Genomic DNA, 26,723 nt, shown 5'->3' on the forward strand with positions numbered 1-26,723 from the left:
AATTAAGACTAATTGACTATAAAACACTTAATTAATTCAGCAGTTTTCTCTGGATTCTCCATATGAACATGATGTCCACCAATAAGCTTTTCGCTCGAAAAATTGGTAAATAAAGCACCAAAATCTTTCATACCTGAACTCACCATATCTAAGCCATTACTTCCATAAATCAATTTCACTGGACATTGTATATCCCGAATAAGTTGCTGCGCCTGTTGAAGTGTTAATCGATAAGGAGAAGTATTACGTAAACGTGCATCACTTCTCCAACGGTAACCTTGTGCTTCTTTAATTATACCACGTTCAACAATTAGTTTGGCGTGTTCGTATTTCAGATCAGACACATTAGCACGTGCATGAACAGCTGATTCCATGCTCTCATGATATTTTTTCTTAACACCCGACTTTCTTATCTTTAATGAGCTATCTCTTAGTCTACTTAGCATACCTTTACGTAACTGTTTAGTGGTTTCATCAGCTGCTGAGCTGATGAAACCAATAGAGTCTATTAATGTCAATGATTTAACTTTTTCAGGAAAAGCGGCAGCAAATGCACTGGCTATCATCCCCCCCATTGAGTGGGCGACAATATCGATTTGTTGCCAAGAATTAGTTTCAAATAGCTGTAATAAGTCATAAGTCCAGTCGATAAAGTGATAGTGAGCATCAGCGCTTTTATGGCTTGAGTTGCCATGGCCAGCCCAATCTATAGCAACTATATGTTTATCTGGTAGCTTTTTTTGAAGATAAGGCATGAGCGGCAAAAAACTAGCAGCGTTATCAAGCCAGCCATGCAAACAAAGCACGATATTATTTTCATTATCTTTCTCTCCACACGCTAACCCTTGTATAGTCATAGTTTCAAGTGAATAGCTAACTTCTTTAATAGCGTTAACTGCAAGCATAGAGTCCCCTTATTTATTTGCTGTTTTATATAAGGAATATAAAGCAAGCAATGCGATTGAAAACCAAATGAATACCCAAATCAATTCAGGAATATAGGTAATGGACGCTAAGGCAGCACCATCTCCTAAATGTCGACCATCAAGCAAGTATGATGGACTAGATAGGCTATTCAATAAAATTAAAAGCCCTATTAGTTGCATTAAGCGCTGAAGATAATAAGTTTTATGTAACTTAATAGTAAGTAAAAATAAACAGGCTAGCACGCCTAAAATAAACCAAGTTAATAAATCTCGTCCCCAAAAAACAATAGAGCTAAGCAATAATAAAAATAATGAAATAGAAAAAATTTGCGCTATTTTTTTATGGGCACTAGCTAATTTATAAATTCCCCACCCCCAAAGCGTTGCGCCTGCATAGCCAGCAAAACTAATAACAAAACTAATCCCCCCTTGCGTAGTACATAACCCAGCACCATTAGTAAATAATTGTATGCGGAGAACTTCCCCCCCTGTTAGCATTGCAGCTATACCATGACTAACTTCATGAAAGTAACTCTCTAACCAGTTAAATGGGATGGAAACCAAGGGTAATTGCTTGATAACAATAGCAACAAATAAAAGAATGAAAAAATGGTATTTAGTCCACAAGCTTGATGAACTAAGCTTGTTATTAGATGAACGAGAAGACATCGGTGCTCGACTTATAAAAATAAAATAGAAGATATACTAACGTATTTGCCTGCCACTAAAATAAAGCAAATTAAATAAAATTGTTAAGCAAATAAGTCAACGCCAAAAATTTTTTGTACCGATTCACGTTGAGCCAAATTATTTACCGATTGATAACTTGCTACAGCCGTTTCATTGTTTGATGAGACTTGATTAGCAAAAGAATGCTTATCATCATTTTTTTGTGTCAGTGATGGTTGTAAGGTTTGGTTCTCTTTAAATAAGGCAATAGCCTGCTCATCAATAACAAAATTAGGTGTCGCTTGTTTATTTGATGATGTTTCCTGCTCTACTTTACTCGGGTCAGCAGAATCCCTCGACTCATTAATCGATGTATTCTGCTTATGACTAATATTAGCAGTAGATAGTTTCCCATACGCAGAGGTAGAGCCTACAGAATTAGGTATATTCATAAATATAATCTAACAAAATATTTATTCATAGGCAATTTATTCAACCATACTTATTGATAAGTATTTATAATCAAAAGCTTATCAATATTTACTTTCCTGGTAATTTTTTCCAAGAAACCGTGTCGCGAACATAAACAGGTTGAGCATCTTCGGCCTTAACACCTTCACCTTGTTCGAGTATAGCTTTACCTATAACAAGCATTGCTTCCGCACTAGGAAACAAGACATCAGGTGTACCTTGATTACTTTTTAATGCGGTTAACTCTTCTTTATAAGCATCCCAACCAGTACCAACACCATAAATAGGTTCAGTAACTATACCCGCTAAACGCGTATTCACTGCCTCGGGTGCACTTACCGCTTCACATTGTTTGTCGGCAAGCACTTGCTCTTGCATTATATTATTTTCATCAAGTACAAAGTAAGCGTTATAAACTTCTCCCATGCGTGCATCAATAGTCGAAATCACTTTAGTTTGTTGATGCTTTATAAAAGCTAATTGCGCCATGGCTTGTAAACTTGACACGCCAATAACAGGTAGGTCAGCAGAGAAAGCCAACCCTTGAGCAACTCCAACGCCAATTCGTACACCAGTAAAGCTACCAGGACCACGCCCAAAAACTAAGCCATCACATTGTGATATTGTGATCCCTGCTTCTTTTAATAATTTATCGACCATAGGTAATAATTGTAAACTATGGGATTGTGGACATAACTCATAACAGCTATAAAGCTTACCTTCTACTTGTAAAGCAACTGAGCAAGCTTCCGTTGAAGCATCAATGGCTAAATAATTCACTATTCTCTTACCTTTTAAATTTCTAATTAATACCTTCAAGAAAGGCTATTGCTTTAGTTAAATCTCTGCTTCGTCTCATTTCAGGAAGACTCTTCAAAAAAGTTTGCCCATAAGGACGATTAACTAAACGGTTATCACAGATCACCATAATACCACGATCACTAACATCACGAATAAGTCGACCAACTCCCTGCTTTAAAGCAATAACAGCTTGAGGTAACTGTATCTGTGCAAAGGCATCCCCTCCTTGACGTCTAACATCTTCACAACGCGCTTGTAGTAAAGGATCATCAGGTGAAGCAAAGGGTAACTTATCAATAATAACACAGGTGAGTTTATCACCTCTTACATCAATACCTTCCCAAAAACTAGCTGTAGCAAGTAATACTGCGTTATCTTTTTCTACAAATTGTTCTAATAAAATTCTTTTTGCCATTTGCCCTTGAACTAGCAAAGGGTTATCAATATCAACAGCTAAGATTTCCGCAACTTGGTTCATAACACGATAGCTAGTAAACAACATAAAACAAGCACCTTTACTCGCGATAATGAGCGGTTTAGCTAATTCTGCTAAATGTTGAGCACGGTTTCTATCATTTGCTTCAGGTAAGTAGCGCGGAACGATTAATTGCGATTGCTGCTGATAATTAAACGGACTTTCCAATAATAGTTGACTGGCACCTTGTAAACCTAAATGATTAGCAAAGTGTTCAAAATTATTATCTACAGCTAGTGTTGCCGACGTAAATATCCAACCAGCTCCAGAATCTTTAACATAAGCGTTAAATTTATCCGCAACACTTAGCGGCGTTAAATGAAGTACAACATGTCGCGGAGTTGTTTCGTACCAAAAGCTCATGCCATTAATATCAACATTAGCCATAACATCATATTGCGATAACAAATTAACGGCACGGTCAAAGCAGTTATCAATAGCTTCATTGCGAGATACACACAATTTTATTACTTGATATAAGAAGTCCAAATCAACTTTTAACCGCTCAAATTTTTGTATAAAAGATTGTAACTGATATTTTTCTCGCCAATTTCCCCGTTCAGGATCGTAATTAAATAGCAACCTAAATTCTTGACAAGTTTTTTCTAATTTATCTGCGGCTAATCCTAGTTGCTTCATATCAGTTAATTTACTACGATAAATTTGTGATACATCCGTGCATAAATCAACAAGTTGACGGGTAGAAAATGCTTCGCCAAAGTAATCACTAGCGATATCACCTATTTGATGAGCTTCATCAAAAATGACCACTTGTGCTTTAGGGATTAACTCACCAAAACCAGTGTCTTTAAGTGCCATATCAGCAAAGAATAAATGATGATTAACCACGATTAAATCGGCATCAATAGCCCTTTGTCTCGCTCGAACTAAGTAACATTGTTCATAATCAGGGCAGTCTTTCGCTAAACAATTATCTAACGTACTAGTAATAAAAGGAAATACCGCCGAATCTTCGGTGACATTAATCAATTCACCAATATCACCTGTTTGTGTGCCATTAGCCCATGCTTTTACCTTAACCAAATCATTTAACGTATTAGCATCTAATTGGCCTCGTGTTTCTTGATATTGCGCTAAACGATAACGGCATAAATAGTTAGATCGCCCCTTTAATAAAGCAACCTGAACATTACTCGCCAACGCTTTTTTAACCAGAGGAATATCTTTATGAAATAATTGCTCTTGCAGGTTTTTCGTGCCCGTTGATACAATAATTTTAGTATTAAGTTCATCACCACTTGAAGAAGAATTAACACTTAGAAAGGCAGGGATTAAATAAGCAAAGGTTTTACCTGTACCTGTGCCGGCCTCAACAATCAATGATGATTGTTTTTTGATCGCTATAGCCACTTCCAATGCCATGTCAGTTTGAGCTTGACGAGGTAAAAAACCGTCAATAGCCTTCGCTAATGCACCATTAGAAGAAAATGCTTGGGCAACTGGAGTCATGATGAAATAGCATGAATAGAAATGAATAGAATCATGAATTATACGGAATTATTGCAAAACTTAAAGATAATAACTTTAACAACTGTCAAAACAGAAATAAAAAACAAATAATAATGTTTATGTATTCAAGACCAGCTATATAGTATTTAGCTATTGCATTGACCACAATCTTTTTATCTTCATATGATGTTATATCCCAAGAGGAAAAAATTAACAACGGATAAACTTATTGTTATCACTGGCACACGCTCACCTAAATTACTTTTAAATATAAAGATCTAAATGTTTATTACCATCTTCCGACTCAGTAATAATACTAGTATCACTCTCTACTTTTTTATTCTCAGTTAACTTATGCTTATTATTTTGTTTTTCGTCATCTAGCTTTGTATTTTTAACATGACTATCGTTACTGCTTTCATGCGCTCTTTCAGCTGAAGATTCACTCTCTTGTTGTGGATCTTTTTCTTTGTCACTATTGTCGTCAACATGTTTTTCATCAAAATATGTATCATGATTTTCAATGTGATCTAAATCTTCAGTTAATTTACTTGTGTCAGCAGTTTTTGATGGCCCCTTAACCTTATTATTTGTCGGTTTAATAGGAACTTGCACTACACGTGTTAACGCTGTGGTAAAAATATCCATAACCATCCCGTATCGTACCGTTGTTTCTTCAATAGAATTATAATAACAATCGTGATAACTCTTTATCGTCAAGTTAAACAAAAACTTTAGCTAAGACAACGATTATCGGCCCTAAGACGCGTTAATTATAACTAAAAGAGAGGTTTTATGATAATGGTTATTGGATATGAGTAATCTAGAATAACATAGAGAGGATAGTAAAAAACGAGTAATTACTACCCTCTCAATTATTAAGCTAATTACATTGAGTAACGTATACCAAACATTACTCGACGCTCTAATTGCTCTAAACTAATAGGCAGTAAAAGGTTATTAGATTGCATTTTTGTAACCGTTTCTTCCGTTATGTTTAATACATCAAACTGAATCGAAAAATTTTCAGAAAGGTTGTAGTTTGCAGATAAATCTAACTGACCATAAGCATCTTGATATTTAGCTTCTGGAAAGTAATCTACATATTCACTTCGCCACGCATAAGACAATCTTGCATCAAAAGTTGAATTATCATAGTAAACAATGGCGTTATAACTATTTTTAGATAATCCAGGCAAGGTTGTACTACGAATATCAGTTTCATCAGCAAATGAAGCGGCACTGTCGGTATAAGTAAAGTTCACTATAGTACCGAAATTACTCAAACTTTCTGAGATGAAAGTAAAAGGACTTTGAAAACTGACTTCTATACCTTGTACTGATGCATCAGTACCATTTTGTGGCTGAGTAAAATCAATAGGACCAGTAATTAATTCATTTGATATTTGATGACGATAAGTTGTCACTTCAGTAGAAACAGAGTTCTCAACTAACGAATCAATCTTTTTATAAAAAAATGCGGCGGCTAAAAGTGATTCTGGAGCAAAATACCACTCTGCACCAAAATCAATATTGTTAGATGTATAAGGTAATAAGTTTACATTACCTTTGTTACCTTCTAAGCGAGATGCATCAATCGTTGTTGATGGAGACAAACTTGCTAATGGCGGGCGAGTCATTGTTCTTGAATAAGCAGTACGAAGAAGTACATCTTCACCTAATTCATAGCTTAAATTAAAGCTAGGTAGAAACTCAGTATAGTCACTTTTATAAGTAACCGGCTCTATTATACCATTTTGAAACAGTGACCCAGTAGACTCTATTTCTGTACTAATATATCGTAATCCAATATTAAAATTAGCATTATCAGTGACAAAATTAGCTTGAATGTAAGCAGCCAAAGTTTGCTCAGTTATCCCATAAGTTCCTGTAGCACTTGCTTCGGCTTGGTAACTATTATTTTCTACGTCATCACCGTGCTTTCCTTGCATATAGGTTGCCTGCATTAAATTGTGATCAACATATAATAATGAACTTGGGCCATTTATGCTATCAACGCTGTAATCTCGATTACTACCTAAAACACTGGCTAACGTCATACCAGCACCCGAAAGTAGATCATCCTGCCCTTGCGCTGGACCATCACCCCAAAAGTCATTCCAGGCACTTTGATTATTTGCATAATGCTCTGGATTCATATGTTGAACTGCACTCTCCCCCATCTGCCAAAAATCATAATCACGAGTTTTTTCTCTATCGCTCGCTGAAAAACCATAATCAATGCTCACTAAATTCTCTAAATCCAATACTTGTTCAAAATCAACTTTTGCAACTAATTCTTCATCTTCATTTTTACGATCTTTACTGAAGGCGACATTGAATAAAAAGTTTTCAGCATTGTTTTGATCTGCATAATATTCAGCAGAACTACCCACTGGGTAAAACTCATAACCGGCGCCAGCTCTTTGTATTTGTGTGGCTATTCGATTATAAAAAGAATAAAGATAGGTTTCTTCATCACCTGTACGTTTGGTATAACCAATTAAGGGTTTAATTGTTAATGAGTCACTCACATTCCAATCAGCGCTTAGTACATGAGAAGCAAAGGTTTCTTCACGATCAATATTCTGTGTTCCTACTCGATTTCTTGCACGAGGAAAAGCGGCATTGATAATATACTCATTACCCGCAATATTCTGAAGTTCAGCGGTTTCAGGCTCTCCCCCAATATCCCATTCTAAGGTAACATCTATGCGGTTGTATTCTCGCAAGGTATCAGAGGAAACATAAATGTTATCAAAAGTGAATTGTAGGTTTTCAGATGCATTATATTGAAGTGTTAAAGTGGTCCCTAACGATTCACGGTTAATATCATTACGTAAATATCGAGGATCATCAGGGATAAAAGCATGGCCATAATTTGGCGCCTCATGCACATCTCCCCCTGTTGCGCGGTAAGTAATATTTGGATCTAAAGTCGCATATTTCCATGTACCACTCTCATTTACTACCGTATCAACCTCAGAATATGCAACAGATGCAGCTATCCCAAAAACATCATCAAAATTATTGCTAAAAAACATCGATGCTCTAGGCGTTGTTTCTTCAGATAAACTACCATAACTCCCCTGAACGGAGGTGCTAAATTTAGGATCATTGGCGTCATAAGTAAACGGTTTTGGTGTTTCCAGATTAACAACACCAGCCAATCCGCCTTCTGTTTGTTTGGCTGAGGCTGTTTTATGTATTGTAACTTGATTAAATAATTCTGAGGCGAGTAAACTAAAATCAAATTCTCGACCGCCTTCAGCATCCAGTTGTCCGCTAAAGCCAGATGAAGTAGAAGAGACCCCATTAATTTGTACCATGGTAAACTCTGGGCCTAAACCACGTAAATTGATGGTTGAGCCTACACCAAATTCACGTTCAATAGTGACACCTGGTATCCGTTGCAGTGATTCAGAAATATTATTATCTGGAAATTTACCCAAATCTTCAGCACTGATTGTATCAACAATACCGGTATTAAGCCGTTTATCGCCAAGTGAACGATTTAAGCTTCCTCTTACACCTTTTACTTCAATTCTCTCGATATCAGCCGCTTTTGTAACTTTTTTTATGTTGTTATCAATTGCTTTATTCTCGACTTCTTCTGCTGTTGATGTTGCAGAAAACAACATAGTAAATATAGTCGCTAGCATTGTTTTTTGAGTATTCATTTGTTCATTCCCAAAGCTTTTGTTGTAATTGATATTCGGGGACAGTGGCTTTATCAAAAAAGCTTTCTTATCTGAAAGTTCACCTTCAAGGTCACTATTTTGCAACAAGACACTCAGTGCTTCTTGAACAGAATATTGACCTTGAACTAAACTACCCGTTTTATTTTTAACAAGGTCATAAGGGAATAGAAATGATATCTTGGCGACATCTGATAAATCATTAAGGGATTGGCTTAATGGTTGAATTGGAATATTAAATTCATATTTATCATTTATTATATTATTTTCTTTTGCTTCTACATAAATAGTATAAAAGGCAAAAGTTAATAAATTAATAACTATTAACACCTTACTAACTTGTCGTTTAATAAGACGCATCAAAAATAGAAATCTACTATTCACTAAGATCATTTATTTTTCTTTTACTCGTAATTGGACATGTTTATCATTCAGTTTATTAACACTAATACCAAACCCAGACTCTAAAACATAAAATAAAGTATCAGTTTCACCTATTTGAAATTGTCCACCAATTCGCATGGACTTTAATTTAGGATCAAGTACATCAATTTGCACCTGTGTATGCCGAGTTATCTCTTTAATAACTTCTTCCAAAGATTCGCCAGCAAAAACTAACTTGCCTTTTTTCCACGAAAGAAAACGACTCACTTCACTCGTATCCAATTCATCAATATCACTAACAATATTACTCTGGGTTGGAATACTAATACGCTGACCCGCAGATAAGTTACCTAGTATTTTTTTTACTTTTACAGGTTGAGCCACGGTCTGTAGTAGAGGAGTAGTTGAGTTATTGCTACTTTTTGGCTTTTCAAAGTTCCCTTCTATTTTCAATGCCTGATAATCATCCGGAATAACAACTAATGTATTATCAACTATCGCTAACTCTACTGTTCCCTCACTCACTAAGACTTCTATAGCACCCATCACTTTATGAACAGTAAATGCTGTGCCTGTAGCTCGAACTAATCGGTTATCAGCATATACTTCAAAAGGCCTCGTTTTATCTTTAGCTACTTCAAAATGTGCCTCACCTTCAAGTAAGTTAATACGTCGATATTCATCTGTATAATTTACCTGAACTCTAGTACTACTATTTAACCAGATAATAGAACCATCAGGCATAACCCTGCTCAAGTTTTCACCAACCCCTGTATCAAAAATTAAGCCTTCACCTTTCATTGTTGATGCATTATGAGTCAATAAAAACCAAGTAAATAAGCAAATCAACAATGGGCTAACAAAGGCAACTCTAAACAATTGATTTCTTTTTTTTATGCAAGTTGATAGAAAAACGTATATGACTAGTAAAGGATAAAGTAAGCCTCTCAACATTATTAAAAACAATGAAGGTTTATGTATTTCTTGAGGTAACATAACCGACGACAATAAATCCATTTCCCCCCAGCTATTTACCATACTTTCTAAACATTCACGATGTACGCTACTTGTTCGTATCCAAGCATTAAGCTCCTCTATTTGCGCTTTCGAGAGTTCAGGTGTATCTTCGAGTAACAGAACCCATTGTGCCGCTTCTTGATTAATAATAACTTTATTGGTAAATCCTTTAACATTAGTACTCATAATTTTCTCCCTGTTTTAGCAGGAACTTTAGACCTTTCCATTGTTGAATCTTCGTTGTGTTCATTATTATACTTCGTTACAGCCTCATTGTAGGCACACATTCCTTTAGTGATATAATTACTTACTGTAATAGTAGAAATATTCATACGTTTGGCAATGTCTTTTGTAGAAAGACCATAAACTTTCCTCATCACGACAGCTTGTCGACATTTATTCGGTAAACTTGCTATAGCTTCACACATTACTCCCAATTTTTCTTGTGCAATTACATTACTTTCCAAACTTTCTAAATCCAAATTAACATCAACTAAATCAATATCTTCAACGTATTCATTTAATTGTGTAGATGCTTTTCTAAAATCCGAAACGATTAAGTTTTTAGCGACACGAAACATAAATGATTTAGGCTTTAAGACTTCATTTTTTAATGAAGACTTATATGTACGTAGGAATGTCTCCTGGCAGACATCATCAACATCTTGTGAATTAACGACATAGCTAGAAATAAAATATTTCAATGATGATTTATAACGTTTAAAAGCACTCAGCACGCCTTCCTCTGATTTATTCAGACCTTTATTACTATTATTTTTTGAATTCAAAATACTTCCAAATTTATCATAATACAGATGAACACTAGTTAAGAGGTGATCCTCCTATATGTAAGATGTAAAAATACAATAAAATGATCCCCAGTAATATGACGTATTACTTAATAAAATCTACTATAACTATTTAAAAAAAATTAAACCTCGTGATAAAATAAACTACAGCTATTCGTATCGATAAGATTAAGAGAATACACCATAGAACAAATAACAATAAAAAATAGTCATTTATTCCTTGAAGCTGAATTCGTTTATCAGTATTCTAGTTACACAGCTAAATCAGACACTCATTAACCTTAAGTTAAAAAATTATGACGACTAACCTGAACAACCGACATCACCATCATATGGAACTGCCCGTTCAGGTATTTTATTATTTATTTTAAATAAAAAAAGACCGCGATGGGCAATGGCTTTTTCGCGGATTAAAACTTAAGTATTATATTTATGAACCCCCGAAGAGCCTTAAATCTTTCGGGGGTTTTTCGCATTTTATGCCCCTGAAAATTGTATATACAAATTTTTAGCATTAAAAACTTATAATTAGGAATCGAACAAATGACATCATCAGAGCCACGTTTACGTATAGCAATGCAAAAATCAGGACGACTTAGTGACGATACTCAAGCACTATTAAAGCGTTGTGGATTAAAACTTAATGTTACTGACCGCCGTTTATTGGCACATGTTAGTAATATGCCTATCGACATTATGCGCGTACGTAGTAGTGATATTCCAGGTCTAGTAATGGATGGCGTATGTGACTTAGGTATTGTTGGTGATAATACGCTTGAAGAAGAAGAATTATCACGTGCACTTATTGGTAGCAAAAACAATTATATTAAAACCACAGCATTAAACTTTGGTGGCTGTCGCTTTTCAATCGCCATGCCTGAAGAATTCGAATATACAGGGTTACAATGTTTAAACGGTTTACGTTTTGCAACCACTTACCCGCAATTATTAAGACGCTTTGCTAAAGAAAATGACATTAATGTTGAATTTTGTTTATTAAAGGGCTCTGTTGAAGTAGCACCAAGAGTTGGTTTAGCCGACGGTATATGTGATTTAGTATCAACCGGTGCCACTCTTGAAGCAAATGGTTTAAAAGAAGTTGCTGAAGTATTTCGCTCTAAAGCTTCATTAATTCAACGTTCAGAATCTTTAGGTGATGAAAAACAAGCTATCCTAGATACACTACTTCCGCGTATTCAAGGCGTGATGAAAGCAAAAGAAAGTAAATACATTATGTTACACGCACCTAAAGATAAAATTAGTGAAGTAAGTGCATTAATGCCAGGTAAAGAAACACCAACTATTTTACCTTTAGCAGGACGTGATGACATAGTAGCCGTACATGTTGTGGCAACTGAAACTTTCTTCTGGGAAACTATGGAACAACTAAAAGCGCTAGGTTGTAACTCCATACTTGTTATGCCAATTGAAAAAATGATGGGCTAAATTCATTAAGTTATTGATTGGTTTGTTCAAGCTCGACATAAAAGTACTTACTTGGCTAGCGTCAACCTAGTACTTTCCGTTTCCTCTTGTACCAGCTATTTTCGCGTTAAAATAATTTATATAACCTATATATAGACATAGAGAATATTATGAATACCCAAATAATCGACTGGCAAACAATATCACCTCAGCAAAGAAAAGACGCGCTTGCTCGTCCTGCTATTGCTGATAATGCGCTTTTATCGACTCAAGTTGCTAACATCTTATCTAGAGTACAAAACCAAGGTGATAAGGCGCTATTTTCTTTAACCGAGCAATTTGATGGCATTGCCTTATCAACGTTATCAGTAACAGCTGAGCAAGTAGCACAAGCTAAGTTAGCATTAACTGACAAACGCCTTAAAGCCATTAACACCGCATACGAACAAATAAAAAGTTTTCACAGTGCGCAAACGCCAAAAGATATTTTTGTAGAAACTTGCCCAGGTGTTCGTTGTACACTAAAAACCGAATCAATTGAAAGTGTTGGTTTGTATATTCCCGCTGGCAGTGCTCCGCTTCCATCAACTGTTTTAATGCTTGGTGTACCTGCTCAACTAGCAGGCTGCAAACGTACAGTGTTAGTTTGTCCTCCAGATAAAAATGGCAAATTAGCGAATGAAATATTAGTGGCCGCTTCACTTTGTGAAATCACTGAAATTTACACTGTAGGTGGTGCGCAAGCTATTGCTGCTTTAGCCTATGGCACAGAAAGCATTCCAGCCGTTAATAAAGTATTCGGGCCTGGAAATCGTTATGTTACCGAAGCGAAAAAACAGCTCTCTCAACAAGTCGCTGGCTTTGCTATTGATATGCCCGCGGGCCCTTCTGAAGTATTAGTTATTGGTGATGCGCAAGCTAACCCTGCTTTTATTGCTGCTGATTTACTATCTCAAGCTGAACATGGTGCCGATAGCCAAGTTATATTTTTAACCGATAGTGAACAACTGCTCAGTAAAGTTTCAGATGAACTTGATAAACAAGTACAATTATTATCAAGAAAAGATATCGCGCTACAAGCTTTAAAGCAATCAAGATTAATTTTAACTAAAGATTTATCGCAGGCAGTTGAAGTATCAAACCTTTATGGTCCTGAACATTTAATTGTACAAACAGAAGATCCTCAACCTTTATTAACAAATTTACGTAATGCCGGCTCGATTTTTGTGGGTGCTTATACGCCAGAATCTGCAGGTGATTATGCCAGTGGAACCAACCATGTTCTACCAACCTATGGTTATTCAAAAGTTATTTCAAGTTTATCATTAGCTGATTTTTCTCGCCGCTACACGGTACAAGAAATTAGTAAAACAGGTTTACAAAATCTTGCAGAGTGTATTATCGAACTAACCGATGCAGAAGGGTTAGACGCTCACCAAAGAGCCGTCACTATTCGCTTAGAAGAAGGTGAATAACATGACAATAGCGAACAAGTTAGCACGGGCAGAGCTCGTTGATATGGTGCCTTATCAGTCTGCTCGCCGGCTTTTTGCCAGTGGTGATTTATCGAATAACACAAATGCTAGCGCGAACAAGAAAATATGGCTTAATGCCAACGAAGCTCCAGGAAATGGCGAATATCAAGTCACAAGTGAAAATATTAATCGTTACCCTGACTTTCAGCCCGATAACCTATTAAATGCTTATAGCAATTATTGTGGCCTTGAGCGTTCACAAATACTAGCTACACGTGGTGCAGATGAAGGTATCGAGCTTATCATTCGCAGTTTTTGTCGTGCTTATCAAGACAGCATATTAATTTGCCCTCCTTCTTATGGCATGTATGCAATTAGCGCTGAAAATCATGGTGCAGGCATAGTTAAAGTACCACTAAAAAACAACATTCTTGATCTTGAAAGTATGAAGTCGCAAGTAGGTAAAGTTAAAGTTGTCTTTTTATGTTCTCCTGGAAACCCGACCGGCAATTTATTACCCAAAGAACAAATAGTTCAAGCGATTGAATTATTTAAAGATACTGCAATAGTTGTACTAGATGAAGCCTATATCGAATTTTCTCCAGAACAAACAAGTACTACGCTACTTGCGCAATACGAGAATGTTATTGTACTAAGAACCTTATCAAAAGCGTTTGCTCTAGCTGGCCTTCGATGTGGTTTTACTTTAGCAAGTAACGATATTATTACCCTACTTAGTAAAGTTATTGCTCCCTACCCTGTATCTGCACCGGTAGCTGAAATTGCCAGTTTAGCGCTTAGTACTGATTTAACAAAAATGACTCAGCGTGTACAGGACTGCAATACACTTAAGGCAGAGCTTACCATTTGGCTTAACGAACAATCTTGGTGTAGTGAAGTATTTGCAAGTGATGCTAACTTTGTTTTATTTCGTTGTACTACGCAACAAGAAAAAACACAAATTTTTGACTTATTAGTCAGTAAAAATATTCTCATCCGCGATCAGTCTAAACAACTACAATTAGATAATTGTTTACGTATCAGTATTGGTAGCGAACAAGAAATAACTCAACTTAAAGAAGTATTATCATGAGTAACAAACAAGAGAAAATATTATTTATCGATCGTGATGGCACCTTAGTTGAAGAGCCAATAATTGATAAACAACTAGATACCCTAGAAAAATTAGTTTTTGAACCAAACGTAATCCCTGAACTGTTAAAACTGCAAGCGAAAGGTTTCAAACTTGTGATGGTGTCCAACCAAGATGGTTTAGGTACAGATAGTTTCCCACAAGCTGATTTTGATTTACCTCATAATAAAATGATGGCAATTTTTTCGTCACAAGGTGTCGAGTTTCAAGATACTTTATTATGCCCCCATTTTGAAGAAGATAACTGTAACTGCCGTAAACCAAAACTTGGATTAGTAAGTGATTACTTACAGCAAGGTCGTGTAGACTTTACTAACTCTTATGTTATTGGTGACCGAGAAACTGATATGGGCTTAGCGGCTAATATGGGAATTGTCGGCATAAAGTATAACCGTGATAGCCTTACTTGGTCACAAATAAGTGAAAAAATCTTATCATCACTAGAACAACCTCGTACGGCAACAGTTACCAGAACAACCAAAGAAACAGATATTACTATTAGCGTCAATTTAGATAAAAAAGGCGGTAGCAAAATTGATACCGGTTTGGGTTTCTTTGATCATATGCTAGATCAAATCTGTACCCATGGTGGTTTTAATTTGCAATGTAGTGTAAAGGGGGATTATCACATAGATGACCATCATAGTGTCGAAGATACTGCACTTGCCTTAGGTCAGGCATTAAAAGAAGCATTAGGTAATAAACGTGGTATTGCTCGCTTTGGTTTTGTCTTACCAATGGATGAATGTCGTGCTGAATGTTCAATCGATTTATCTGGTCGCCCTTGGCTTGAATTTGACGCGAAATTTACAGCAGACAATGTTGGCACTATGTCAACGCAGATGGTTTCGCATTTTTTCCGCTCACTAGCTGACTCCATGCTAATTACTTTGCATTTATCAACCACTAAAGGAAATTGTCATCACCAAGTTGAAAGCTTATTTAAAGTGTTCGGTCGTGCATTAGGTCAAGCAATTAAAGTTGAAGGTGATGAATTACCAAGTTCAAAAGGAACATTATAATGACCAGCTTTACCTCTAACAAAGGGAACTCTGATAAAAGAAACAATGTCATTGTTGATACTGGTTGCGCTAACTTATCATCGGTGAAATTTGCTATTGAACGTCTTGGTTTTACCGCGACGATCACTGATGATATAGCGCAAATTAAAGCCGCAGACAAAGTGATTTTCCCAGGTGTTGGTAGTGCTAAACATGCAATGGCTAACATTATTGAAAAAAACTTAGTTGCCACTTTGCAAAGTCTCACTCAACCAGTACTGGGTTTTTGTTTAGGTATGCAATTAATGACAGAATCCTCCCCTGAAGGTGAAAAAGACGATCTTGTGGATTGCTTAGGTATAATCCCAACCCAAGTGACTCCACTTAATGCTAAAGGTAACCGTTTACCACATATGGGCTGGAATACATTAACGAAAGTAGCAGAACACCCTGTATTAAAAGGTATTAATATTGGAGATTACTTTTATTTTGTTCATAGTTTTGCCGCGCCTGTTAGTGAATATACGCTAGCAAGTTGTGAATATGGTACTGAGTTTTCGGCCATTATTGCAAAAGATAACTTTATTGGTTGTCAATTTCATCCTGAGCGATCTAGTGAATTAGGTAGTAAAATTATTAAAAACTTTTTAGAGTTCGACTCTACTCAAATAGAACCGGAGTTAAGTACATCATGATGATTCCCGCGATAGACTTAATCGGAGGCGAAGTAGTTCGCTTATATCAAGGCGACTATAGCCAAAAAACCAATTACAAAACCACAGTACAAGAACGTCAACAAACTTACGCTGCATCAGGGGCTACCGTCATGCACTTTGTTGACTTAGATGGTGCAAAAGATAGTAGCAAACGTCAATTATCAACGTTGAAAACCGTAGTAAACCATGAAACCATGATAACGCAAGTTGGTGGGGGCATACGCTGTGAAGATGATGTAGAACAGTTACTTGACTTAGGCGCAACTCGTGTTGTTATTGGTTCTCTTGCTATCAAACAACCCCAGTTAGTCATTGAATGGGTAAAAAAATATGGCGGTGAAAAAATTGTTTTAGCACTCGACATAAAAATTGATGAACAAGGGAATAAAACCTTACCTACTCATGGTTGGATTGAAGACAGCGGGGTTAATTTAGAAGACTTGCTTGATGAATATATTGAAGCTGGTATCAAACATATTTTATGCACAGATATTTCAAAAGACGGTACGCTTTCAGGCTCTAATGTTGATCTTTATATTGAGTTATGTGCTAAGTACCCGGCTATACAATGGCAAGCTTCAGGCGGTATTGGTAGTTTAGACGATATCAAAGCCCTCATAGGAACAGGCGTTAGTGGCGTTATATTAGGTCGCTCCCTTTTAGAAGGTAAATTTACACTTGAGGAGGCTATCGCATGTTGGCCAAACGCATAATTCCCTGTCTAGATGTTCGCGATGGTAAAGTCGTTAAAGGTGTACAATTTAGAAACCATGAAATTATTGGTGACATTGTCCCTTTAGCTCAAAAGTATGCAGAAGCAGGTGCTGATGAACTGGTTTTTTATGATATTACCGCTAGCTCTGATGGTCGTGTTGTGGATAAAAGCTGGGTTAGTCGCATTGCACAAGTCATTGATATTCCGTTTTGCGTTGCTGGCGGTATTAAAAGTGAAAATGATGCAAAAGAAATACTAATGATGGGCGCTGATAAAATTAGTATCAACTCTCCAGCACTTCGAGATCCAACGTTAATTTCACGCCTTGCTGATCATTTTGGTCAACAATGTGTCGTCGTTGGTATTGATAGCTTTTATGATAAAGAAACAAATCAATATCAAGTTTACCAATTTACTGGTGATGAAAATCGCACTCAAAAAACAAACTGGACAACGTTTGAATGGATACAAAAAGTCGTGAGTTTAGGTGCTGGTGAGATTGTTCTTAATTGCATGAACCAAGATGGTGTACGCCAAGGTTATGATATTGAGCAACTAAAACAAGCACGTGCTGCTTGTAGCGTACCATTAATTGCATCAGGTGGCGCAGGCACAATGCAACACTTTGCTGACGCCTATCAGCAAGCAGATGTTGATGGCGCACTAGCAGCGTCGGTTTTCCATAAAGGCGTAATCCCAATACACGAATTAAAAGTATATTTAAAATCACAAAACATTGAGGTAAGACCATGTTAATTAACCAAGAAAATGTGAAAGATCTAGCATGGCAGAAAATGGATGGTCTTATTCCAGCCATTATCCAACACGCAGCTACAGGCGCAATATTAATGCAAGGTTATATGAACCAAGCATCGTTAACTGCTACGTTAGATACCGGTAAAGCGACATTTCTTAGTCGCTCAAAGCAAGCACTTTGGGTAAAAGGTGAAACATCGGGTAATTTTCTAAATGTTGAACAAGTACTTACCGATTGTGATCAAGATAGTTTATTAATTGCTTGCACCCCTATTGGACCAAGCTGCCACTTAGGCACAGAATCTTGCTTTCCTGAACAAAAATTAACAACACAAAACTTTTTGAGTCAGTTAGAACAAGTAATTGCCAGCCGTAAAGGTGATGATCCTAAAGAAAGTTACACAGCACACTTATTTTCTCGTGGCACAACAAAAATGGCACAAAAAGTAGGAGAAGAAGGTGTTGAGGTTGCACTTGCGGCCGTCGCGGAAACGAAAGAAGATTTATTAGGTGAGTGTGCTGATTTGTTTTATCACACACTAGTGTTACTTGCTGATCAAAAAATCAATTTAAGTGAAGTAATGGCGGTATTACAACAACGTCATAATAAGTAATAGTAGCTTACCACTTAGTAAAATAACTAAAATATTAAGCACCTCTATTATATAAATATAGGTGCTTAAGTCATTTTTAAGCTGAGATCAGGTTACTTACTTGTTAACGCACTAAAAGCCACCCTAACTCGATCAAGGTCAGCTTGTGTGTCAACACCATGCACAGGTGCCTCAGATACAATACCTACACTAATATTAATACCATTATATAACGCACGTAATTGTTCAAGCTTTTCAAGTTTTTCAATTGATGCCATAGGTAAAAGAGTTAGTTTGTTTAGCGTTTCAACTCTATAACCATACATTCCGATATGTCTTAAATATGGTGTATTGCTCTTACCTAAATTATCCACTGTTAATTCAAGCTCACCATCTCGATCAAATGGAATCGCGGCACGTGAAAAATACATTGCCTGCATATTATGATTACACACTATTTTGACAACATTTTGATTAAGCGCATCGGCTAAGTTTGTTATTGGAGAGCCTAATGTACTAATACCAGCCGTTAAGTCTTTTTCTAATAGTTCAGCGGTTTGAAGAATTAACGCAGGCGGTATCATAGGCTCATCGCCTTGTACATTAACAACAATGTCGGAATCTGCCCAATTAAGTTTAGTGACGACTTCAGCTAAACGATCAGTACCTGACTCATGACTAATTTCAGTCATAATTACTTGCGCACCAAAGTCTTGAGCTACACGATAAATTTCATCATTGTCGGTTGCTATAACAATACTATTAGCATCTATACCTGTTAACAAAGCTTGTTGATAAACATGCCAAATCATAGGTTTATCATTAATAGTAAGTAATGGCTTTCCTGGTAAACGAGAAGACCCAAAACGGGCAGGTATAACGATTTTAAACAACATCTGGGTTTCCTTAAAGAACACCTAAAAAAACAGCTTATTTTCAGTTATTGTAATTAAAATAGCTGAAAGTCAATATATCGACTCAACGTTATTATTGAGCAAAAAATTGTAATATAATCTGATTATTACCAAATTTAAGCACATAGACTCTTTATTACGACTGAAAATACTCTAAAACACCAACAACAGTATTACTATCATTATCATCAACGACCAACACATTCTTAATGTGGTTCTCTCTCATTATTTCTTCCGCTTCAGCTAACATATGATCTTGAGAAATAGTAATAGGAATAATTGTCATCATATCTGTCGCAGTAAGCACTTTATAATCGCTATACTGCATTAACGAACGTCTTAAGTCACCATCGGTAATAATACCTTCTAACAAGCCATTATTTTGAACGATTGCTAAGCCTAATGTAGAATTAGTCATGGTTAAGATAACATCGTGCATAGTATCATCAGGCATTACAAACGGTAAATTTTTAGTATGCATAACATCGGCAACTTTAGTCAGCAGTTTTTTGCCTAAACTACCACCGGGGTGATATAAGGCAAATTGATGTGGCTGAAAATCTCGTAGATAAATTAACGCAATAGCGAGTGCATCTCCCATCACTAACGTTGCCGTTGTTGAAGTAGTTGGTGCTAAATTATTTGGACATACTTCCTTTTCAATTTTAACATTGATGGTGATATCTGCATTTTTCGCTAAGGTACTCTGCGGTGCTCCTGTCATTGCTATAATTTTATTACCAAATTGCTTCAGTGATGGAATAAGCTTCAATACTTCATCCGTTTCACCGCTATTGGTGATTAATAAAATAATATCTTCGGGCTGAATCATGCCTAGGTCACCATGAAATGCCTCTCCTGGGTGAATAAAAAAAGAGGCTGTACCGGTAGATGCCATAGTTGCAGCAATCTTTTTCCCTATGATGCCTGACTTTCCCATTCCTGAAATAATTAAACGTCCCGAGCAACCAATAATTAACTCAACGGCTTTGGAAAAGTTTTCATCAACATTCTGAGCTACCAGCTGTATTTGTCGACCTTGTTCAACAATTGACTTATATGCTTTTTTTACCGCATATTCTGTCGTTAGGGCGTGATCAGCTTTAATTACTTTATTGCTATCTTTCATTACTATTTTCTCTAGAATATTGGAATTTAAGGACAGAAAGCCCAATTTCTTTTATTTAACTGTTAGCTAAATTACTAACATTTTAAGACGATTGATTACTGATTATAATACCTAAAAGACCGTTTAAAAACGGCCTTTTTAGTCGAAGTACTTTAAAATTTTTACTAATAGAATAATTAATAGCTGTTAAGTAAGCACTAACTTTAATACTAAGTTAGTCAATATTATTTACACTAAAATTTTATCTGTAACCGCTTTTAATGTCAGCTCAGGTTTCTGATAGAAACTTCCCGGTATTTGGTTAGTGACTAATAGTGATTCTTTAAATTTATTAAATTTAACTTGGCAAGGTTTACAGCATGATAACCAAAAATCATTTAAACTTTTCTGACTTGTTATGCCATCAATATTGTAAACAGCACGCCCAAGAGTTTTAGTTGGTATATTATGATGTAACGACGATATACCTACAGTGCTGTTAATAGTTATAGTGCCTTTTGCATGTTTTAATAATGACGGTAGGTTTAAATCATGTACATATAAGACCCGACTATTTACATCGTAAGCATAACAAAGTTTTTTTATGTAGCCTGCATAATGATTGAAACCACGATCCATCGGATGATGTTTAAATACTAAAAAATCTTTTTTATCAGCATTTTGTGCAAATGACTTAATAACATCGCCAATAAATTCCTCAACTGAACGATAAGGTGAATGATACAAAATCTGACTATCTACACTCACTTGCAAAGGAGCTAAGAAATATTTTCCCGATAATTCACCTTCAAGTAATTTTTGAAAAATAGATTCTTGAGAATTATATTTTATTTTTCGTATACCAGACTTTACCCAGTTATACGTTTCTTCAAATAAATGCCAAGGTCGGTGATGTATATACCCTTTATAACGGTTAAAATAAAACAACTTAAAAAAGTAATACATGCTGGCATGATAGCCCATATGAAGAAAGGAGCGCTTCAATACCAACATATTGTCTTGGTTAGTCTCAATTGTACTTTCTGGTATATTAGTTTCAGACTGGTACCGTTCAAAATCGAAAAGTGAATTACCATTAACACCATTTTTTTCTAAGGTAATAAATGAGGGGCGCAGGTAACCTTCTTCAAAAGCCCAAAATGATATGGATAATTTATCCGCAACTTTTTTAGCTTCTCGGTGATAATACCGACAATCACCAAAAACAATAATATCGGTAATATTATTATTCTTAACGTAAGTTGATAAATAATTGGTCCAATCATTAGAATGACCACGATAAGCTGTTGAATGCTGCTTATCACTAAAGTAATGATCACCACCATTAAAGGTGATTTGTTGAACACTTACGTTTTCTTTCGACTGTAAGTATTTAGATAACATTTTGAAAAATGGCCCAACAGGACCTTGAAGAAGTAGCACATTTCTCATAAATAACCAAAACCCGTTGACTTGTCTAATAGAAAAAACGTATAGAGCAGAGGCTCTAACATGGCGCAATTTTAGAGGAACACCTCCCCTATATCAAGCACTTAACACACTATTATTAAAGTAATGTGAAGGTAACATAAAACAACAATTAAAATATTGTTATGCAATGCCTGCTAGGATATAAAGACGGGTTGAGTAATCGTTTTTATAGAAATGGAAATTAGCCTTCAGATTCATTTATTTCAAAATACACCTATTGAAATAAAAAGATAACCAACTGATAAAGTTAATAAAAATTTATTTTTCAAGACGTATTGTTTATTAATAGTGCAACAATACGATTCAAATAAGAATGATGATAAGCGTTAAAATAGTTGAATTAATCATTTATAAAATAAATGTTTCTAATTGTAACCTTATTTGAACTTCAAATAAGGTTTAATGTGTATTAGTAGTAAATGAGCTAATAATTCTGCGATTTGTTTTTATCGATAGCTATTCTTTATTAGTGCCACACCTTAATTCATTAAAATGGGTTACTTATGCGTACGAAAACCCGAAAGTAAATTCAAGAAATTCGTGACTATGTAAAGCGGGTTTCATATTATGTTTACATTCCTCGCCATTTTCAAACTAAAATGAACACAAATAAGATACAAACCACTTGGCAAGTTAAACACTTTAGCCAATTGTCGCTTGAACAACTATACGAGCTATTAAAACTGCGCATTGATATATTTGTTGTAGAACAAACTTGTTATTACCCCGATTTAGATAGTGACAAAGGGCAATTAGACAGGCACCAAGACACACTGCATCTTTTAGGATATCAAGATAACACCCTTGTTACCTATCTTCGTATATTAGCGAAAGATCAAAGCTATAAAAACTATATTAGCATTGGTCGAGTTGCTACCGCTAAACAAGCAAGAGGAAAAGGTTTGGGGCATGAGCTACTCAAAAAAGCCCTCAACCTATGCGAACAACACTTTCCGAAACAAAATATTAAAATTTCAGCTCAGGAACATTTAATCGGCTATTACCAACAGCATGGGTTTAAACAAGTATCTCCAATGTACCTTGAAGATAATATCCCTCACGTAGCAATGGTTAAAAATAGTGATAGCTAACCATTGCTTTAGAATCAACTAACAAAGACATAAATATTGGCGATTGCTAACATTAGCAAGACCAAAAACATACTAATAACACCAAATGCACGCGGCTTTGAAGTACCTATAGACAAACTTAAACCAATAGCATGTGAGACTCTGCCAAGAAATAAGATGCTGCCAAAAATATGTACCCATAAACTATCTGCACCGTTTAGCTCAAGCCCAGCTAATAAAATTAACGCTAACGGCATATATTCAGAAAAATTACCGTGAATTCTAATTGCTTTAATTAATGATGGATTCCCACCATCACCCAGCCCTATTTTTAGCTGAAAACGCAATCGTATAATATTAAACGATAGTCCGATAAAAAGAAGCGCAAGTAAGCTTGCATAAAATGCAGTGATGGTGATATTTATATCCATTTGATAACCTTTGTTATTATTATATTGTTAATAAGTTTTCTTTTATAAAGCAAAAAACTCGCCGAAGCGAGTTTTTATTTATATTGGTAATGCTTAACTCTACTATAATTAAGCTAATTGGTCATTCAATAACGCATTTACAGCCTCAACTGCTTGAGTACCGTCTACGGTTAAGTACTGACAATTACCTAACTTAGCTTCAGCTTGGTAAAAATCTACAAGCGGTTTAGTTTGTTCATGATAAATAGCTAAACGCTTACGTACTGTTGACTCTTCATCATCTGGACGAATTGATAAGTCATCGCCAGTAACATCATCCTTACCTTCGACTTTTGGTGGATTATAAACAAGGTGATATACACGACCTGAGCCAGAATGTACTCGGCGACCCGCCATACGTTCAACAATAACTTCATCTGGTACATCAAATTCGAGAACATGATCAACATTGATACCATTTTCTTTCATCGCATCAGCTTGAGGAATAGTACGAGGAAAGCCATCAAGTAAAAAGCCTGCTTTACAGTCATCTTGTGTGATACGCTCTTTTACTAAACCAATAATTAATTCATCTGACACTAGTTGGCCAGCGTCCATAACAGCTTTAGCTTGTTTGCCCAACTCAGTACCCGCTGAAATTGCAGCACGCAACATGTCACCAGTTGATATTTGAGGAATGCCAAATTTAGTCATCAAAAACTGTGCCTGTGTGCCTTTGCCCGCACCAGGAGCACCAAGAAGTACAATACGCATATAAACTAACCTTTAAGTGATAATGTTTAAAACAAGTAAAAATAATTACATTAAAACGATTTTATGGCCAAATTAACGCTATTTGATCATACTAATGTAATAATTCTCAGCTATTCTATTTATTGCGGCAAACACTATACAAGCAAGCCTTTAAGCAAACAACCCTAGCATACAAAAAAGGAGCATTCATTCATAGTGAATTGCTCCTTTTTCAGACTAAAGTATACTGTTTTTGTAGCTACTTCCCTAAGCCACTTAACAGCGTGACTTAGGAAAATAATATTACTTAGTTAAGCTCAACATTAGCTTATTTAAGCGGCCAACAAAGCTTGCAGGGTCTTTTAAGCTACCACGCTCTGCTAACATCGCTTGCTCAAATAAAACATCAACCCATTGAGTAAACTTCTCATCATCTTGCTCATCAGCAACATATTTTACTAAATCATGTTCACCATTGATTTCAAAAATAGGTAATGATTCAGGTACTTCTTGTCCAACAGAAGCCATTAGTTTTGCCATTTGGCTACTCATATCATTTTCATCTGCAACAATACAAGCTGGTGAATCAGTTAAACGCTGAGATAATTTAACTTCTTTAACTTTACCTTTAAGCGCTTCTTTTATACGAGCTACAACGCCATCAAACTCTTTTTCAAGCTTTTCTTGCGCTTCTTTAGTTTCAGCATCATCCATGTCACCTAAATCTAAACCACCACGCGTAACGGATTGTAGCTGTTTACCGTCAAACTCATTTAGGTGACTTACTAGCCATTCATCAATCCGATCAGACATTAACAATACTTCAATGCCTTTTTTACGGAAAACTTCTAAATGAGGGCTATTTTTAGCCGCTTCAAAGCTATCAGCAACAACATAATAAATTTTATCTTGACCTTCTTTCATACGTTCAATGTAAGAAGCTAAAGAAACATTCTGAGTTGCGCTGTCTTCATGTGTTGAAGCAAAACGTAATAAACCAGCAATTTGCTCTTTATTCGCCATGTCTTCAGCTGGACCTTCTTTTAATACTTGTCCAAACTCATCCCAAAAACCCTGATATTGCTCAGCATCTTTTTTACCTAGCTTTTCAAGCATTTTTAATACACGTTTAGTACAACCCTTACGAATCGCCTGTGTAATTTTATTATCTTGTAAAATTTCACGAGAAACATTCAATGGTAAATCATTTGAATCGAGTAAACCTTTCACAAAACGTAAGTAGGTTGGCATAAACTGTTCAGCGTCATCCATAATAAATACACGTTGCACATATAACTTCAAACCATGTTGTTTTTCACGGTTATACATATCAAATGGGGCTTTAGTTGGTACGTATAATAATGAGGTATATTCAGTTTTACCTTCTACTCTATTATGTTCCCATAACAGTGGATCAGCAAAGTCATGTGATACATGCTTATAAAATTCTTTATATTCATCGTCTGATATGTCAGATTTTTCTCGTGTCCATAGGGCTGTAGCCTTATTAATAGCTTCCCATTTAGCTGGTATCGCATCACGAGCTTCAACGCCTGGAGTTGTCACATTACCATCATCATCTTTCTCTTCAGCTACCGCTTCAACAGCCGGCACTTCAGGTGTTAGCATCTCAACAGACACGGAAATATGATCAGAATACTTAGTTACAATAGATTTTAAACGCCAATCATCAGCAAATTCACTTTCATCTTCTTTTAAATGAAGAATAATGTCTGTACCACGATTAGACTTTTCAATTTTAGTTGTAGTGAAATCACCTTCACCAGCACTCACCCATTCAACACCTTCTGAGGCATCATCGCCCGCACGACGAGTACGAACAGTTACTTTATCAGCAACGATAAATGCTGAATAAAAACCAACACCAAATTGACCTATTAATTGAGAATCTGACGCTTGGTCACCAGAAAGTTGAGAGAAGAAATCTGCAGTACCAGATTTTGCAATAGTGCCTAAATGCTCAATAACCTCGTCCAGGTTCATTCCAATACCGTTATCAGAAATAGTTACTGTGTTGTTTTCTTTATCACAGCTTACTCGAACTCTTAAATCACCATCATTTTCAAATAGGTCTGCATTTGATAACGCTTTAAAGCGCAGCTTATCTGAAGCATCTGCAGCATTCGAAACTAATTCACGTAAGAAAATTTCTTTATTAGAATATAGGCTGTGGATCATCAGTTGAAGTATTTTTGCATTGTCTGATGCAAACTCATGTTTTTGTGTTGTATTTTCTGTTGTCATTATCTTTACTCTGCTTATATTTCAATTAGGGAAATAATTAAGTGACTTAAAATGCGCTGACATTAACAGCAGCATTTTCTATCTAAACTATCAAAAATCGTTAAAATTAACGTTAGAAAAGATGTGGGGGTTGAGGAAAATAATTCAAGGGAAAAAAG

At 35.9% G+C, this 26,723-nt stretch carries 24 protein-coding genes; 9 read left to right on the plus strand and 15 right to left on the minus strand.

Annotation, left to right across the window (positions count from 1 at the left end):
• Positions 1 to 8 precede the first annotated feature (8 nt).
• The 9 genes from Q4496_RS10820 to Q4496_RS10860 all read right to left on the minus strand — a co-directional run bounded on the left by Q4496_RS10820 (position 9) and on the right by Q4496_RS10860 (position 10,699).
• The gene (locus Q4496_RS10820; RefSeq protein WP_215973708.1) at positions 9 to 905 is read right to left on the minus strand and encodes an alpha/beta fold hydrolase; all 897 of its coding nucleotides are present in this window, start codon (positions 903 to 905) and stop codon (positions 9 to 11) included.
• 9 nt (positions 906 to 914) lie between these two features.
• A complete protein-coding gene (locus Q4496_RS10825; RefSeq protein ID WP_303610438.1) occupies positions 915 to 1,595 on the minus strand; it encodes a M50 family metallopeptidase in 681 nt (226 codons plus the stop codon).
• 83 nt (positions 1,596 to 1,678) lie between these two features.
• Positions 1,679 to 2,047, minus strand: a complete 369-nt coding sequence (locus tag Q4496_RS10830) for a hypothetical protein (RefSeq protein ID WP_215973706.1) — start codon at positions 2,045 to 2,047, stop codon at positions 1,679 to 1,681.
• Positions 2,048 to 2,135: 88 nt separating this feature from the next.
• Positions 2,136 to 2,846, minus strand: coding sequence for a tRNA (adenosine(37)-N6)-threonylcarbamoyltransferase complex dimerization subunit type 1 TsaB (tsaB, locus tag Q4496_RS10835; protein WP_215973705.1), 711 nt, complete (start codon positions 2,844 to 2,846; stop codon positions 2,136 to 2,138).
• A gap of 22 nt (positions 2,847 to 2,868) precedes the next feature.
• Positions 2,869 to 4,812 carry an ATP-dependent DNA helicase gene (locus Q4496_RS10840; RefSeq protein ID WP_215973704.1) on the minus strand — a complete coding sequence of 648 codons (1,944 nt, stop codon included), beginning with the start codon at positions 4,810 to 4,812 and terminating at the stop codon, positions 2,869 to 2,871.
• Positions 4,813 to 5,076: 264 nt separating this feature from the next.
• The gene (locus Q4496_RS10845) at positions 5,077 to 5,460 is read right to left on the minus strand and encodes a hypothetical protein (RefSeq protein WP_215973703.1); all 384 of its coding nucleotides are present in this window, start codon (positions 5,458 to 5,460) and stop codon (positions 5,077 to 5,079) included.
• Positions 5,461 to 5,699: 239 nt separating this feature from the next.
• Complete coding sequence (locus Q4496_RS10850; protein WP_303610439.1) at positions 5,700 to 8,903, minus strand: TonB-dependent receptor; 3,204 nt, start codon at positions 8,901 to 8,903, stop codon at positions 5,700 to 5,702.
• The gene (locus Q4496_RS10855) at positions 8,904 to 10,097 is read right to left on the minus strand and encodes a FecR domain-containing protein (protein WP_303610440.1); all 1,194 of its coding nucleotides are present in this window, start codon (positions 10,095 to 10,097) and stop codon (positions 8,904 to 8,906) included.
• Positions 10,094 to 10,699 (minus strand): RNA polymerase sigma factor, encoded by a 606-nt coding sequence (locus tag Q4496_RS10860; protein ID WP_215973700.1) that lies wholly within the window; start codon positions 10,697 to 10,699, stop codon positions 10,094 to 10,096. The genes Q4496_RS10855 and Q4496_RS10860 overlap by 4 nt, the downstream gene beginning before the upstream one ends.
• Before the next feature lie 564 nt (positions 10,700 to 11,263).
• Between Q4496_RS10860 and hisG the strand changes: the two genes are divergently transcribed.
• The 8 genes from hisG to hisIE all read left to right on the plus strand — a co-directional run bounded on the left by hisG (position 11,264) and on the right by hisIE (position 18,575).
• Entirely contained in the window at positions 11,264 to 12,166 is a 903-nt protein-coding gene (hisG, locus tag Q4496_RS10865) for an ATP phosphoribosyltransferase (protein WP_215973699.1), read from the plus strand.
• A gap of 149 nt (positions 12,167 to 12,315) precedes the next feature.
• Complete coding sequence (gene hisD, locus Q4496_RS10870) at positions 12,316 to 13,620, plus strand: histidinol dehydrogenase (RefSeq protein WP_215973698.1); 1,305 nt, start codon at positions 12,316 to 12,318, stop codon at positions 13,618 to 13,620.
• Position 13,621: 1 nt separating this feature from the next.
• On the plus strand, positions 13,622 to 14,713 hold the full coding sequence (gene hisC / locus Q4496_RS10875; protein ID WP_303610441.1) for a histidinol-phosphate transaminase: 1,092 nt from the start codon (positions 13,622 to 13,624) through the stop codon (positions 14,711 to 14,713).
• On the plus strand, positions 14,710 to 15,795 hold the full coding sequence (gene hisB, locus Q4496_RS10880; RefSeq protein WP_215973696.1) for a bifunctional histidinol-phosphatase/imidazoleglycerol-phosphate dehydratase HisB: 1,086 nt from the start codon (positions 14,710 to 14,712) through the stop codon (positions 15,793 to 15,795). The genes hisC and hisB overlap by 4 nt, the downstream gene beginning before the upstream one ends.
• Entirely contained in the window at positions 15,795 to 16,469 is a 675-nt protein-coding gene (gene hisH / locus Q4496_RS10885) for an imidazole glycerol phosphate synthase subunit HisH (RefSeq protein WP_303610442.1), read from the plus strand. The genes hisB and hisH overlap by 1 nt, the downstream gene beginning before the upstream one ends.
• A complete protein-coding gene (gene hisA, locus Q4496_RS10890) occupies positions 16,466 to 17,203 on the plus strand; it encodes a 1-(5-phosphoribosyl)-5-[(5-phosphoribosylamino)methylideneamino]imidazole-4-carboxamide isomerase (RefSeq protein ID WP_303610443.1) in 738 nt (245 codons plus the stop codon). The genes hisH and hisA overlap by 4 nt, the downstream gene beginning before the upstream one ends.
• On the plus strand, positions 17,185 to 17,961 hold the full coding sequence (hisF, locus tag Q4496_RS10895; protein WP_215973693.1) for an imidazole glycerol phosphate synthase subunit HisF: 777 nt from the start codon (positions 17,185 to 17,187) through the stop codon (positions 17,959 to 17,961). Before hisA ends, hisF begins: the two co-directional genes overlap by 19 nt.
• The gene (gene hisIE, locus Q4496_RS10900; protein ID WP_303610444.1) at positions 17,955 to 18,575 is read left to right on the plus strand and encodes a bifunctional phosphoribosyl-AMP cyclohydrolase/phosphoribosyl-ATP diphosphatase HisIE; all 621 of its coding nucleotides are present in this window, start codon (positions 17,955 to 17,957) and stop codon (positions 18,573 to 18,575) included. Before hisF ends, hisIE begins: the two co-directional genes overlap by 7 nt.
• 92 nt (positions 18,576 to 18,667) lie before the next feature.
• On the opposite strand, the gene kdsB is transcribed toward hisIE, so the two are convergent.
• From kdsB to Q4496_RS10915, 3 genes are all read right to left on the minus strand, one after another.
• Complete coding sequence (kdsB, locus tag Q4496_RS10905) at positions 18,668 to 19,450, minus strand: 3-deoxy-manno-octulosonate cytidylyltransferase (RefSeq protein WP_303610445.1); 783 nt, start codon at positions 19,448 to 19,450, stop codon at positions 18,668 to 18,670.
• Between the two features lie 154 nt (positions 19,451 to 19,604).
• The gene (locus Q4496_RS10910) at positions 19,605 to 20,597 is read right to left on the minus strand and encodes an SIS domain-containing protein (RefSeq protein ID WP_303610446.1); all 993 of its coding nucleotides are present in this window, start codon (positions 20,595 to 20,597) and stop codon (positions 19,605 to 19,607) included.
• 228 nt (positions 20,598 to 20,825) lie between these two features.
• Positions 20,826 to 22,028 (minus strand): capsule biosynthesis protein, encoded by a 1,203-nt coding sequence (locus Q4496_RS10915; RefSeq protein ID WP_215973689.1) that lies wholly within the window; start codon positions 22,026 to 22,028, stop codon positions 20,826 to 20,828.
• Positions 22,029 to 22,666: 638 nt separating this feature from the next.
• On the opposite strand from Q4496_RS10915, the gene Q4496_RS10920 reads away from it, so the two are divergent.
• Positions 22,667 to 23,158, plus strand: a complete 492-nt coding sequence (locus tag Q4496_RS10920; RefSeq protein ID WP_215973688.1) for a GNAT family N-acetyltransferase — start codon at positions 22,667 to 22,669, stop codon at positions 23,156 to 23,158.
• A 14-nt stretch (positions 23,159 to 23,172) separates the two neighbouring features.
• Here the strand turns inward: Q4496_RS10920 and Q4496_RS10925 are convergent, their stop codons facing one another.
• From Q4496_RS10925 to htpG, 3 genes are all read right to left on the minus strand, one after another.
• A complete protein-coding gene (locus Q4496_RS10925) occupies positions 23,173 to 23,568 on the minus strand; it encodes an MAPEG family protein (RefSeq protein ID WP_215973687.1) in 396 nt (131 codons plus the stop codon).
• 108 nt (positions 23,569 to 23,676) lie between these two features.
• Positions 23,677 to 24,321 carry an adenylate kinase gene (gene adk / locus Q4496_RS10930; RefSeq protein ID WP_215973686.1) on the minus strand — a complete coding sequence of 215 codons (645 nt, stop codon included), beginning with the start codon at positions 24,319 to 24,321 and terminating at the stop codon, positions 23,677 to 23,679.
• Between the two features lie 282 nt (positions 24,322 to 24,603).
• On the minus strand, positions 24,604 to 26,565 hold the full coding sequence (htpG, locus tag Q4496_RS10935; protein ID WP_303610447.1) for a molecular chaperone HtpG: 1,962 nt from the start codon (positions 26,563 to 26,565) through the stop codon (positions 24,604 to 24,606).
• Positions 26,566 to 26,723 lie beyond the last annotated feature (158 nt).

This window comes from Colwellia sp. 5_MG-2023, assembly GCF_030547795.1.
GTDB lineage: Bacteria > Pseudomonadota > Gammaproteobacteria > Enterobacterales > Alteromonadaceae > Colwellia.